Origin of the sequence: Enterobacter cloacae complex sp. IR53030, from assembly GCF_049238365.1 — a bacterium.
GTDB classification, from domain to species: domain Bacteria; phylum Pseudomonadota; class Gammaproteobacteria; order Enterobacterales; family Enterobacteriaceae; genus Enterobacter; species Enterobacter kobei.
The window spans coordinates 1-13,055 of the sequence record NZ_JBMKHA010000031.1 but is presented as its reverse complement, the minus strand read 5'-3'; the positions used below and the strand labels follow the sequence as shown (position 1 = coordinate 13,055).

Genomic DNA, 13,055 nt, shown 5'->3' with positions numbered 1-13,055 from the left:
CATTTTTAATGATTTTAGGGTTGTCACTTTATTTCAACAGAAAGTCAGGTATGGTTAAGCATGTATAAATAAAAGAAAAATGGCCATAAGTGCCCATTCCTGATGTCTTCGTTGTCGCTTAAGGAAAACAATGACTCTCAGCACATCACATCATATTCGCGAACAGTTTGAACACTGTCTGGCGGTCATTCGCCAGGCGTCGGTTGAAATTTTGCTTCTCCTGAATGTACATGTTTCTGAGGGAAAAGATCCACGCTGGCTCCTGGAACAACTGGATAGCGCACGTTTAGCGCTCGGGGGATGGGCAGCCGTTGCGAAGACGCTCAATCTGAATGATGCCGAGATGTCGGAATTTACGCTGCAGCTGCGCCTGCTGCAGCAGCGCGTTCCACAGTATGAAAGCGGGCAGGATGTCAGCGAAAACCAGCTGATTGCGGCGATGCGCTTTGTGACCACGCTGGAACTTCTTCGTTTGCAGCAACCGTTGCTGACTTACAGCACGGAGCTGGCAACGGGTAGCGAACTGCAGCAACAGCAGGCGCACAAGCAGGTTCGCGCCATTGAGCTGATGATTAAAGGACTTATTCAGCAGGCCTGGCCCGATCAGGTGCGGCTCAATAATCATCTTAAGACCTTATTTAATGCCGACCGGGTAAGACGCTGGCTGAAGCTCGGGGAGATCAACGATATCCTGAGTGGGATGATGTTCAGTGAACTGGCGCAGATGCTGGTGGATAAAAAAGAGTTCAGCCGGTATTACGCCTCGCTGTTTAACGATCCTGCCATGCTGACGCTCCTGGTAGAACCGCGTAAAACACTGCAAACCTTCCTTGATGATATTCGGCAAATTCGCAACAACATCACGGTTCAGAAAACGTTAAGTTCGGCGCAAATTCAGCTGCTGGATAACTACTACATGCAGATTTCCCGACCGGTTCAACGTGCATTCGAAGAGGGGAGAACGCGCGTCAACCCGGCCGGATTGATGGCGGTGGACGCCAGTGAACTGCACACTTTCTGGGAAAAGGCGCAGAAAATGGATCGGGTTACCGGTGGCGATCTGTTTGAGGTTCGTGACACGATTGAAAAGCCGACCCAGCGCGCGCCGCGCACGCCCGAACAGCGTGAGCAGCTTATCTCCGGTGCGTTATGGGGCGCGGTTGGCGTGATGGTAATCGCCATCCTGGTGGGCGGCTTCTGGCTGGTGACCAGCAGCAAACCGCAGTCGTCGGCCGAACACACTGCGCAAGCGGCTCCGCCGAAAGATATGCGCGAAACCCCTTCTGCGCGCGAGACGCTGACCCGCATGGGGGTGACCTGGGACGACAATAATTTCCGTTCAGCGATTAACCGCAACGATACTCGTGTCGCGCAGCTCTTTTTGCAGGGCGGGATGGACTGGAAGCTGTCATGGACCGAAGAGGCGATGTCGGCAGGCCATGACGACGTGCTGGAGCTCATGCTGCGCTACCGACGGAACATGACGGAAGAGAAGCCATGCCGTCGCTTTATCAACACGCTCAGCCACGCGATGTCGAACGGTGAATCCCTGACCTCAGTGCGTAAAGCGTATCTCAAAGCGTTCTGCACCGTGCCCGCCGTGGTGAAGCGCCAGCAGCACGATCTGGATATGGCTACGCGGCGTGCGCAGTCGCAACCGGATGCCACCACGAAAAAATGGCAGTCTATTCAGACTGCCATTTATGAGGTGATTCGCTGAACCCTTTACCCTATGGGAGAGGGCCGGGGTGAGGGCACCAGACCGCACCCCACTCAAGGCTCCCCATACAACCCTATCAGCCGTCGCACTACGCCGTTGGTCCAGCCGAAGCCGTCCTGAAGGGGATACTCACCCCCGCCACCCTCGCGTGGCGTACTGCTGGCGATATGATACTTCTCAATCAGCTTGTGGTGGGTCTTATAAAAATGATTCACCGTCTGCAGCCAGCTCCAGGCGATCTCATCGCCCAGTGAGTCATTGCCATACTGCTTGAACCCCTGAATGGCCATCCACTGCAGCGGGGCCCAGCCGTTGGGTTTATCCCATTGCTCGCCGGTTTCATACTCGGTTGCCAGAATCCCGCCCGGCGTCAGCAGTCGCGTTTTCACCGCATCCGACAGTCGATCGGCCTGTTCATGCGTGGCCATACCGACGTACAGCGGCACAATGCTCGCCGCAGAGAACAGCGCCATCACTTCGCGGCGCCAGTCATAGTCGCGATAGCAGCCGCTTTCTTCATCCCAGAGGTAGCGGTTAATCGCGGCGCGGCGATCGCTGGCCTTCTGATGGAACAGTTCAGCGGTCTCTTTATCCCCTTTCGACGCCGAGATATTGGCGATAGTACTCTCCAGCTTGAAAAGGAAGGCATTCAAATCGATCGGGATAAACTGCGTGGTGCGAATGCTGGCCAGTCGGCCAGGCTCACGCAGCCAGCGGGAGGAGTAATCCCAGCCTGAGGCTGCACCCGCGCGCAAGTCACGATACACTTCGTTTGGCGGACGTCCGGAGTGACGGGCCGTTTCTACGTCCTCAATCCACGATTCGTCCCGGGGCGTGTCGCGGTCGTCCCAGTAGCGGTTGAGCAATGATCCATCCGGCATACGTACCGCGCTGCGATAGGCCTGATTAAGCAGCAGCGACTCGGCACCGTCCATCCAGAAGGCGTGCTCCATCTTGAGGTGCTCAAGGTAACGCTTCGCGCCGCGTACCCCGTCCTCTTCAAACAACTCGACCATCAGGGCAAAGACCGGCGGCTGAGAGCGGCTGAGGTAATAGGTACGGTTACCGTTTGGGATATGCCCGTAGCGTTCGATCAGCCACGCGAAGTTATCCGCCATACACTTCAGCAGGTCGTTACGTCCGCTCTCCGCCAGCCCCAGCATGGAGAAATAGGAGTCCCAGTAATAGGTCTCACTGAATCGCCCGCCGGGCACAATATAGGCCTGCGGTAACACCAGCAGAGAGGACCAGGGGATATGGTCCTGCGGTTCGCGCGTCAGCACCGGCCACAGGCTGTCAATGTGCTCTTTTAGCGACAGACCGGGGTCAGAAACATATTCCGTGCCGTAGGTGGCCGGTAGCCAGAAGTGGTTCTCTACAAACTGGCGCAGGTCGAAATCCCGGTGACGTTTCACTTTACGATAGCGGATCAGGATATCCAGCGGGTCCATCTTCGGCGCGCAGTCAGGGAAGGTTTTGCTGTCCGCGAACAGGCGTGTTGACTGAACATGCTCGAACAGTTCCAGATAGCGATCGGCGGGCGTCAGGGCATCGGAGGCGGGTAGCCCCTCGATCATTTCGGGTTCCGGCTCCGCCTCAATCATTTCATCCAGTTTCAACTCGCAGGGATCGGTCTCGTAGCGCAGCTCTTCTGCGATCTCGAATTCGATATTCTCGGTAGCCTGTAGTTTCTGGTTGAACATGGTGATAGGGACCTCCGGTTGTGTGTACTTAAAGACAGTTTTTTTCCGGGCGTCTTATAAGCGTAGACATTCGCTTCGGTAGATGGGGAGGGAAATGTGCGGTAGATCACTATTTTCGGAGCATTCGTTTTGCAACGATTTATGAATGTGAATAAAAAAAGCCCCTCCGGGGAGGGGCTTCTGCCTTAACGCATGGTAACAAATTCTTCCGCGGCGGTCGGATGGATTGCCACGGTGTTGTCGAAGTCTTTCTTGGTCGCGCCCATTTTCAGCGCCACGGCGAAGCCCTGCAGGATCTCATCCATGCCGAAGCCAATGCCGTGGATACCCACAATCTTCTCGTCCGGGCCCACGCAGACCAGCTTCATGCGGCATGGCTGACGGTGAGAGGTGACGGCGGTATACATCGCGGTGAACGCGGATTTATACACTTTCACCTGGTCGTCGCCATACTGCTCGCGCGCCTGCGGCTCGGTTAAGCCAACGGTGCCGATGGGCGGATGGCTGAAGACCACGGTCGGGATGTTGGTGTAATCGAGATGCTCGTCAGGCTTGTTGTTAAACAGACGTTCGGAGAGACGACGTCCCGCCGCAACGGCAACCGGGGTCAGCTCTACGGCACCGGTGTTATCGCCGACTGCGTAAATGCCCGGTACGCTGGTGTTCTGGAACTTATCGACGACGATATAACCTTTTTCGTCGGTTTTCACGCCGGTCACGGCCAGGTTAAAGTTGTCATTCGCTGGTTCACGACCAATCGCCCAGATCAGGCAGTCGACGGTCTGGCTGCGGCCATCTTCCAGCTCCAGCGTCAGGCTGCCGTCCGCATTTTTCACTACCGCTTTCGGCACCGCGTGGGTGTGGAGTGTTGGGCCTTCAGCGTTCATGACTTCAACCAGCGTCTCGACAATCAGCGGGTCAAAGCTGCGCAGCGGCGCGTGTTTACGCACAAACAGGTGCGCTTCCGCACCCAGGCCGTTGATCACGCCCGCCAGCTCTACCGCAATGTAACCCGCGCCAACCACGGCAACGCGCTTAGGCAGCGCAGGCAGTTCAAAGAAACCGTCTGAGTCGATGCCGTATTCCACGCCCGGAATGTCCGGGTGGCTCGGACGACCGCCGGTGGCGATCAGGATATGATCGGCGGTGATCGTCTCACCGTTCACTTCGATCGTTTTCGCATCCACAAAGCGGGCAAAGCCGTGGATCACATCGACGTTGTTCTTACCCAGCACGTTGTCGTAGGAGGTGTGAATACGGTCGATGTAGGCGGTACGGCTGGCGATCAGCTTGTCCCAGTCAAAGTGATTGAGGGTGGTATCAAAGCCGTAATCCGGGCCGTACATATGGATAGCTTCACGGATTTGCGCCGCGTGCCACATCACCTTCTTCGGTACACAACCCACGTTCACGCAGGTGCCGCCCAGCGCTTTAGCTTCGATCAGCGCACATTTCTGGCCATACATGGCCGCGCGGTTGATGGAGGCGATGCCGCCGCTGCCGCCGCCGATTGCGATGTAGTCATAATGCTTAGTCATAGCTTTTATCCTTAATCGTGAATTGCCGCGATTGTATACCTGAAATCAATAGTTTCCACCGATGGCTGCGATTACTCCGGCACGATCCAACTGACGGTGGCGTGGCCTGTACCCGCAGGCACCAGCGTTTTGTGCAGCCACGGCAGTACGTTGTTCATCTGCGCTTCGAGCTTCCACGGCGGGTTAATCACAATCATGCCGGAGGCGGTCATGCCGCGCTGGTCGCTGTCCGGGCGCACGGCCAGCTCAATCTGGAGGATTTTGCGGATCCCGGTCGCTTCCAGATCTTTGATCATGCGTTTGATTTGCGCGCGCAGCACCACCGGGTACCACAGGGCGTAAGTGCCGGTGGCAAAACGTTTGTAGCCTTCGTGGATGCCGGTCACCACCGCCTGATAGTCGGTTTTGATTTCATACGGCGGATCGATCAGCACCAGGCCGCGGCGGGAAACGGGCGGCAGTTTGGCTTTCAGCTGCTGGTAGCCGTCGGCTTTTTCCACGCGGGCGCGGTTATCTTTCTGAAATTCAGAGCGCAACAGCGGGAAATCGCTCGGATGCAGTTCGGTCAGCTGAATGCTGTCCTGCTCGCGCAGCAGCTGGCGGGCAATCAGCGGTGAGCCTGGGTAGTAGCGCAGCTGGCCGTTGCGGTTGAAGTGGTTCACCACGCCGATGTACGGTTCCAGTTCGGCTGGCAGGTCGTCCTGCTGCCAGATGCGGGCGATCCCTTCCAGATATTCACCGGTACGCTCGGCATGCTCGCCGCTCAGCTGATAACGGCCCGCGCCCGCGTGGGTGTCCAGATAGAGAAACGGCTTCTCTTTCTCTTTGAGCGATTCAATGATCAGGCTCTGAACGGTGTGTTTGAGGACGTCGGCATGGTTGCCAGCGTGGAAGCTGTGGCGATAACTGAGCATGGGTAATGATTTTCCGCTGAATTGACGATTTGCCACAGTTTACAGCAGAACGGCACAGATTACCCGCAGGCCCGGTAAGCGCAGCGCCACCGGGCGCTTTTCCACGACGTCCGGCATTGAAATCCTCTACACTTAACCCCATTAATTAATGATATGCACAGCGCCAGATGCGCGCTTCATTCACCTATTTCAACAGGACAGCGTTTATGACCAATCCATTACTGACGCCTTTTTCGTTGCCGCCGTTTTCTAAAATCCTCCCTGAGCATGTGGTTCCAGCCGTTACGCAATCGCTGGACAACTGCCGCGCGGCGGTAGAAAGCGTGGTGGCGCAGGGCGCGCCGTACACCTGGGAAAATCTGTGTCAGCCGCTGGCCGAAGTGGACGACGTGCTGGGACGTATCTTTTCCCCGGTAAGCCACCTGAACTCGGTGAAAAACAGCCCGGAACTGCGCGAGGCCTATGAACAAACCCTGCCGCTGCTCTCGGAGTACAGCACCTGGGTCGGCCAACACGAAGGGCTGTACAAAGCGTATCGCGATCTGCGTGACGGCGACCATTACGCCGAGCTGAACACGGCGCAGAAAAAATCGGTCGATAACGCCCTGCGTGATTTCGAGCTGTCCGGGATTGGTCTGCCAAAAGAGAAGCAGGTTCGCTACGGTGAAATCGCCGCGCGCCTGTCCGAGCTGGGCAACCAGTACAGCAACAACGTCCTCGACGCCACCATGGGCTGGACGAAGCTGATTACCGATGAATCCGAGCTGGCCGGGATGCCGGAAAGCGCGCTGGCAGCAGCGAAAGCGCAGGCCGAAGCGAAAGAGCAGGAAGGCTATCTGTTAACGCTGGATATCCCAAGCTACCTGCCGGTAATGACCTACTGCGACAACCAGGCACTGCGTGAAGAGATGTACCGCGCCTACAGCACGCGCGCCTCCGATCAGGGGCCGAATGCCGGTAAGTGGGACAACAGCCCGGTGATGGCGGAAATCCTCGCCCTGCGTCACGAGCTGGCACAGCTGCTGGGCTTCGAAAACTACGCCGACAAATCCCTCGCCACCAAAATGGCGGAGAACCCACAGCAGGTGCTCGACTTCCTGACCGATCTGGCAAAACGCGCCCGTCCTCAGGGTGAGAAAGAGCTGGCTCAGCTGCGTGCTTTTGCGAAAGCGGAGTTCGGCGTGGACGAGCTGCAGCCGTGGGATATTGCGTACTACAGCGAAAAACAGAAGCAGCATCTTTACAGCATCAGCGACGAGCAGCTGCGCCCGTACTTCCCGGAAAATAAAGCCGTTAACGGCCTGTTCGAAGTGGTGAAGCGCATCTACGGCATCACTGCAAAAGAGCGAACCGATATCGACGTCTGGCATCCGGACGTGCGCTTCTTCGAATTGTATGACGACAAGAATGAGCTGCGCGGTAGCTTCTACCTTGATCTCTACGCGCGTGAGAATAAGCGCGGCGGAGCGTGGATGGATGACTGCGTCGGCCAGATGCGTAAAGCCGACGGTTCTCTGCAAAAACCGGTCGCTTACCTGACCTGTAACTTTAACCGTCCGGTGAATGGCAAACCTGCGCTGTTCACTCACGACGAAGTGATCACCCTGTTCCACGAGTTCGGTCACGGTCTGCATCACATGCTGACCCGCATCGAAACCGCAGGCGTGGCTGGCATCAGCGGGGTACCGTGGGATGCGGTCGAGCTGCCAAGCCAGTTTATTGAAAACTGGTGCTGGGAGCCGGACGCGCTGGCGTTTATCTCTGGTCACTATGAGACCGGCGAACCGTTGCCGAAAGAGCTGCTGGATAAAATGCTGGCGGCCAAGAACTACCAGGCAGCGATGTTCATCCTGCGTCAACTGGAGTTCGGCCTGTTTGATTTCCGTCTGCACGCCGAGTTTAGCCCTGAACAAGGGGCGAAAATCCTCGAAACGCTGGCCGAGATTAAAAAGCAGGTTGCTGTGATCCCTGGGCCAACCTGGGGACGCTTCCCGCATGCGTTCAGTCACATCTTCGCAGGCGGCTATGCGGCAGGTTACTACAGCTACCTGTGGGCCGACGTGCTGGCAGCGGATGCTTTCTCCCGCTTCGAAGAAGAGGGGATCTTCAACCGTGAAACCGGCCAGTCGTTCCTCGATAACATCCTGACCCGCGGCGGTTCTGAGGAGCCAATGGTACTGTTCAAACGCTTCCGTGGCCGCGAGCCGCAGCTGGATGCGATGCTTGAGCATTACGGGATCAAAGGCTGATAGTTCGTGAAAATCTGCTTAGTGGATGAAACAGGCGCCGGAGACGGCGCCTTATCTGTTCTGGCGGCCCGTTGGGGGCTGGAGCACGATGAAGATAACCTGATGGCGCTGGTGATGACACCGGAGCATCTTGAATTACGTAAGCGCGACGAACCGAAACTCGGCGGGATTTTTGTCGATTTTGTCGGCGGTGCGATGGCGCACCGGCGCAAGTTCGGCGGCGGTCGCGGCGAGGCGGTGGCCAAAGCGGTGGGCATTAAAGGGAACTATCTTCCGGACGTGGTCGATGCCACGGCGGGGCTGGGTCGCGATGCGTTTGTGCTGGCGTCTGTTGGCTGTCGTGTGCGAATGCTGGAGCGTAACCCGGTGGTCGCCGCATTGCTCGACGACGGGCTGACGCGTGGCTACGCGGACCCGGAAATCGGCCCGTGGCTGCAGGAGCGGTTGCAGTTGATCCACGCCTCCAGCCTGACGGCGCTCACTGATATCACCCCGCGCCCGCAGGTGGTCTATCTCGACCCGATGTTCCCGCATAAGCAGAAAAGTGCGCTGGTGAAGAAAGAGATGCGGGTGTTTCAGTCGCTGGTGGGGCCGGATTTAGATGCAGATGGTCTGCTGGAGCCTGCCAGACAGCTCGCGACGAAGCGGGTGGTGGTGAAGCGCCCTGACTACGCGCCGCCGCTGGCGGACGTGGCCACGACTAACGCGGTGACCACGAAAGGGCACCGGTTTGATATCTATTCAGGTACACCGGAATAAAAAAGCCGGGTGGCGGCTTCGCCTTACCCGGCCTACATCCTCGATCTATTCCTTCTCCCTCTGGGAGAGGGTTAGGGTGAGGGGAATTTAACGCACTTACTCGTCTTCTTCGTCACGCAGTGGAACAATCAGCATATCCACGTGAACGGTGTTGATCAGCTGGCGCGCGGACGACATCAGCTTGCTCCAGAAGTCCTGGTGGTGACCGCATACGACCAGGTCCATGTCATATTTCTTAATCGCATCAACCAATACCTGACCCAGGTCGCCGCTGCCGCTCAGGGTCTCGGTAATCGGGTAGCCCGCGTTGGTGGACAGTTCGCTCAGGGCGTGATGCGTCTCTTCGGAGATGCGCTTCTGCATATCGCCGAGATTCACGTCGATCAGACCGGTATAGAGGTCGGAGTAATTCACATCAACGTGAATCAGGGAAACTTTCGCGTTGTAGGGGCGTGCCATGGATACCGCTTTATCAACCAGCACTTTGCTCTCCGGAGAGAGGTCTACCGCGATGAGAATGTGTTTGTAAGCCATAGTGTTACTCCTTCCTTAAGTTATCGATGACTAAATGAGAATGCCGTCGTCTGATACTTTCATTACGGCCCAGTAAAACATATTTTTCAAGCTTTGGTGTTGATAACGATTAACCTTGTGGCAAAAAAATTAACGGATCTCCTACACTATTTAATGAGCCGTTCGGATATTAAAACGCGAACCGGATCGACTTTTGGTCATTCTTTCACTGAACTGTCTGTCAGGGCATTGGGGTGCGGGAGCTCAGGAGCTTTGCTCCGTGGGCGGACGCCGGGGAGGATGTATGATTAGCACCGTCGCATTGTTTTGGGCGTTATGCGTAGTTTGCATAGTGAATATGGCGCGCTACTTCTCATCGTTACGTGCGCTGTTAGTGGTACTTCGTGGTTGCGATCCGTTGCTTTATCAGTATGTGGACGGTGGAGGGTTCTTCACCTCGCATGGACAGCCCAGCAAACAGATGCGACTGGTGGGATACATCTACTACCAGCGTTACCGCGATCATCACGATGAAGAGTTTATCCGTCGCTGCGAGCGTCTGCGTCGGCAGTTCATTCTGACCAGCGCCCTGTGCGGGCTGGTTGTGGTCAGTATGATTGCATTGATGATTTGGCACTGAGCATAAAAAAAGCGGGTCAGTTTCCTGACCCGCTTTTTGTCGCCTTCAGCTGATTAGATCAGCTTCAGCGAAATCCAGTACAGACCACCAGACAGCAGGATGGACGCCGGAAGGGTGAACACCCAGGCCATCAGGATGTTGGTCACGGTTTTGCGCTGCAGACCGCCACCGTCAACAATCATGGTACCTGCCACGGACGAGGAGAGTACGTGGGTGGTGGATACCGGCATCCCGGTGTAGCTCGCCAGGCCGATAGAAACCGCCGCCGTCATCTGCGCGGACATCCCCTGCGCATAGGTCATGCCTTTCTTACCGATCTTCTCGCCGATGGTGGTTGCCACACGACGCCAGCCAATCATTGTACCGATACCCAGTGCCAGCGCGACGGCCATGATGATCCAGATTGGCGCGTACTCAATGGTGTTGAGCATATCGCTTTTCAGTTTCTTCAGAAGACGTTTGTCGTCGGCATTCACCTCTGGCAGTTTCGCGACTTTATCGGTCACGTCAGAGATGCAGAGCATGATACGACGCAGCTGACCACGCTGTTCAACGGCCAGTTTGTCGTAGCTTTCGATATCGCCCAGCATGCCTTTGGCGCGTTCCAGCGCGTTAATCGCGTTTGCCGGATGGCAGTGGAATTCGCCCGGCGCGGTAGTTGCACCGGCTTCCGGAGATGGGATCAGCTGATCAACGCCGGTCGCTTTTTTCAGCAGATCGGGATGCTGCTGGAAATAGGTCTCAACGTTGTTGACGGCATCACGGGTACGGGTGATTTCGTAACCAGACGCGTTCATGTTAACCACGAAACCTGCCGGTGCGACACCGATCAGTACCAGCATCACCAGACCAATGCCTTTCTGCCCATCGTTCGCGCCATGAGAGAAGGCCACGCCGATAGCGGAAATGATCAGCGCGATACGCGTCCAGAATGGCGGTTTTTTCTTACCGTCTTTCTTCTCACGCTCTGCTGGCGTCAGGTGGATGCGCGCACGTTTCTTGGTGTTGCTCCAGTAGCGACGCAGGATGAAAATCAATCCACCCGCAACCACCAGACCCACAATTGGAGAGATGATCAGAGAACCGAAAATGCCCAGTACTTTAGGCAGGTTCAGCGCATCAACGACGGATGTCCCGGTCATCAGGGCGTTCGTTAACCCGATACCGATAATCGCGCCGATGAGAGTGTGAGAGCTGGATGCAGGCAGGCCAAAATACCAGGTACCGAGGTTCCAGATAATGGCAGCAAGCAGCATTGAGAACACCATGGCAAGGCCATGACCGGAACTCACGTTAAGCAGCAGATCCGTTGGCAACATATGCACGATCGCATACGCCACGCTCAGTCCGCCCAGAAGGACACCAAAAAAGTTAAATACCGCCGCCATAACAACCGCAAGTTGCGATCGCATTGCGCGAGTGTAGATAACCGTTGCTACTGCGTTTGCAGTGTCGTGGAAGCCGTTGATCGCTTCGTAAAACAGTACAAAAACCAGAGCAAGCAATAATAAAAGCCCGGTATGTAAATCCAGGCCGGCAAACAAATGTAGCATAGGACGTTACGCCATTTTGAGGACATGAACGCGGCGCATTATCCAGGACAAATGCGCAACGGGCAAAGTGAAATATAGACTTTTTTTGACATACCACCTGATTTGAGAAAAGTGCTTGAAGGGATAATCGTTAAATTTCAATGGAATGGCTTTGTAAGAACTTTTTACGCTGGTGTGACCACAGAGGAAACTTTACAATCCGCGGCAGTTAACGAAGAGGATTTTGACGTGGAAAGGTTTGATGCCGTGGTAATTGGCGCCGGTGCGGCGGGTATGTTTTGTGCGGCGATGGCCGGACAGGCGGGTCGTCGTGTGCTGTTACTGGACAACGGAAAAAAGCCTGGCCGCAAGATCCTGATGTCGGGCGGCGGGCGTTGTAACTTCACCAATCTTTATGTCGAACCCGCGGCGTATTTGAGCCAAAACCGTCATTTTTGCAAATCTGCACTGGCGCGTTACACCCAGTGGGACTTTATCGACCTGGTGGGCAAGCACGGCATCGCGTGGCATGAAAAGACGCTGGGACAGCTGTTCTGCGACGACTCCGCGCAGCAGATTGTCGATATGCTGGTCGCCGAGTGCGAGAAGGGCGGCGTGGTGATGCGTCTGCGCACGGAAGTGCTGGAGGTCGCCCGCGACGAACAGGGGTACACGCTGCAGCTGAACGGTGAAACCGTCAGTGCTGATAATCTGGTCATCGCCAGCGGTGGCCTCTCTATGCCGGGTCTGGGCGCGTCCCCGTTCGGCTATAAGATTGCCGAGCAGTTTGGTCTTAAGGTACTGCCCACGCGCGCGGGTCTGGTGCCGTTCACGCTGCACAAACCCCTTCTTGAACAGCTTCAGACGCTTTCTGGCGTCTCCGTTCCTTCCGTCATGACTGCCGAAGACGGGACGGTATTCCGTGAAAACCTGCTCTTTACCCATCGGGGGCTCTCTGGCCCGGCGGTACTGCAAATCTCCAGCTACTGGCAGCCGGGTGAATTTGTCACGGTCAATCTGGTGCCGGACTGCGACCTGGACGCGTTCCTCAACGAGCAGCGCGAGGCGCACCCGAATCAGAGCCTGAAAAACACGCTGGCGATGCAGCTGCCAAAACGTCTGGTGGAGTGCCTTCAGGTGCTGGGGCAGATCCCGGACGTATCGCTTAAGCAATTGAACAGCCGCGAGCAAGAGACGCTGGTGGAGACGCTGACAAACTGGCGCGTTCAGCCAAACGGCACCGAGGGGTACCGCACGGCGGAAGTGACGCTGGGCGGCGTTGATACAAATGAACTCTCCTCGCGCACCATGGAAGCCCGCAACGTGCCGGGGCTCTACTTTATCGGCGAAGTGATGGACGTCACCGGCTGGCTCGGCGGGTATAACTTCCAGTGGGCGTGGGCAAGTGCCTGGGCGTGTGCGCAGGCGCTGGCCGATGTCCGAGGACAATAAAGTTGTACACAAAGCACTAAAGTTGTAACCATTCT

The 13,055-nt window shown here is 56.4% G+C and carries 10 protein-coding genes; 5 read left to right on the top strand and 5 right to left on the bottom strand.

Features of this window, described 5'->3' with window-relative positions:
• The first annotated feature begins 130 nt into the window (after positions 1–130).
• Positions 131–1,720: an STY4199 family HEPN domain-containing protein gene (locus ACOTXR_RS22645; protein WP_058690716.1), complete on the top strand. Its 1,590-nt coding sequence runs from the start codon at positions 131–133 to the stop codon at positions 1,718–1,720.
• Positions 1,721–1,773: 53 nt separating this feature from the next.
• Here the strand turns inward: ACOTXR_RS22645 and ACOTXR_RS22640 are convergent, their stop codons facing one another.
• The 3 genes from ACOTXR_RS22640 to ACOTXR_RS22630 all read right to left on the bottom strand — a co-directional run bounded on the left by ACOTXR_RS22640 (position 1,774) and on the right by ACOTXR_RS22630 (position 5,875).
• Complete coding sequence (locus ACOTXR_RS22640) at positions 1,774–3,423, bottom strand: alpha,alpha-trehalase (protein WP_014885585.1); 1,650 nt, start codon at positions 3,421–3,423, stop codon at positions 1,774–1,776.
• A gap of 185 nt (positions 3,424–3,608) precedes the next feature.
• Entirely contained in the window at positions 3,609–4,961 is a 1,353-nt protein-coding gene (gene gorA / locus ACOTXR_RS22635) for a glutathione-disulfide reductase (RefSeq protein ID WP_023331526.1), read from the bottom strand.
• A gap of 71 nt (positions 4,962–5,032) precedes the next feature.
• Positions 5,033–5,875, bottom strand: a complete 843-nt coding sequence (locus ACOTXR_RS22630) for a 23S rRNA (adenine(2030)-N(6))-methyltransferase RlmJ (protein WP_014885583.1) — start codon at positions 5,873–5,875, stop codon at positions 5,033–5,035.
• 206 nt (positions 5,876–6,081) lie between these two features.
• Here ACOTXR_RS22630 and prlC point away from each other — a divergent pair, with 206 nt between their 5' ends.
• Entirely contained in the window at positions 6,082–8,124 is a 2,043-nt protein-coding gene (gene prlC, locus ACOTXR_RS22625; RefSeq protein WP_058690715.1) for an oligopeptidase A, read from the top strand.
• 6 nt (positions 8,125–8,130) lie between these two features.
• Positions 8,131–8,883, top strand: a complete 753-nt coding sequence (gene rsmJ, locus ACOTXR_RS22620) for a 16S rRNA (guanine(1516)-N(2))-methyltransferase RsmJ (protein ID WP_045269647.1) — start codon at positions 8,131–8,133, stop codon at positions 8,881–8,883.
• Positions 8,884–8,979: 96 nt separating this feature from the next.
• On the opposite strand, the gene uspA is transcribed toward rsmJ, so the two are convergent.
• On the bottom strand, positions 8,980–9,417 hold the full coding sequence (uspA, locus tag ACOTXR_RS22615) for a universal stress protein UspA (RefSeq protein WP_003861223.1): 438 nt from the start codon (positions 9,415–9,417) through the stop codon (positions 8,980–8,982).
• Between the two features lie 283 nt (positions 9,418–9,700).
• Between uspA and uspB the strand changes: the two genes are divergently transcribed.
• Entirely contained in the window at positions 9,701–10,036 is a 336-nt protein-coding gene (gene uspB, locus ACOTXR_RS22610; protein ID WP_003861224.1) for a universal stress protein UspB, read from the top strand.
• Positions 10,037–10,089: 53 nt separating this feature from the next.
• Here uspB and pitA read toward each other — a convergent pair whose 3' ends face one another.
• Entirely contained in the window at positions 10,090–11,589 is a 1,500-nt protein-coding gene (gene pitA, locus ACOTXR_RS22605; protein WP_023337922.1) for an inorganic phosphate transporter PitA, read from the bottom strand.
• A gap of 228 nt (positions 11,590–11,817) precedes the next feature.
• Here pitA and ACOTXR_RS22600 point away from each other — a divergent pair, with 228 nt between their 5' ends.
• Positions 11,818–13,020, top strand: a complete 1,203-nt coding sequence (locus ACOTXR_RS22600) for an NAD(P)/FAD-dependent oxidoreductase (protein ID WP_058690723.1) — start codon at positions 11,818–11,820, stop codon at positions 13,018–13,020.
• Positions 13,021–13,055 lie beyond the last annotated feature (35 nt).

Bases quoted from the DNA above. Each gene is read 5' to 3' on its own strand.
- ACOTXR_RS22645 (WP_058690716.1), top strand. From the start codon at position 131: ATGACTCTCAGCACATCACATCATATTCGCGAACAGTTTGAACACTGT.
- ACOTXR_RS22640 (WP_014885585.1), bottom strand. From the start codon at position 3,423: ATGTTCAACCAGAAACTACAGGCTACCGAGAATATCGAATTCGAGATC.
- gorA (WP_023331526.1), bottom strand. From the start codon at position 4,961: ATGACTAAGCATTATGACTACATCGCAATCGGCGGCGGCAGCGGCGGC.
- ACOTXR_RS22630 (WP_014885583.1), bottom strand. From the start codon at position 5,875: ATGCTCAGTTATCGCCACAGCTTCCACGCTGGCAACCATGCCGACGTC.
- prlC (WP_058690715.1), top strand. From the start codon at position 6,082: ATGACCAATCCATTACTGACGCCTTTTTCGTTGCCGCCGTTTTCTAAA.
- uspA (WP_003861223.1), bottom strand. From the start codon at position 9,417: ATGGCTTACAAACACATTCTCATCGCGGTAGACCTCTCTCCGGAGAGC.
- uspB (WP_003861224.1), top strand. From the start codon at position 9,701: ATGATTAGCACCGTCGCATTGTTTTGGGCGTTATGCGTAGTTTGCATA.
- pitA (WP_023337922.1), bottom strand. From the start codon at position 11,589: ATGCTACATTTGTTTGCCGGCCTGGATTTACATACCGGGCTTTTATTA.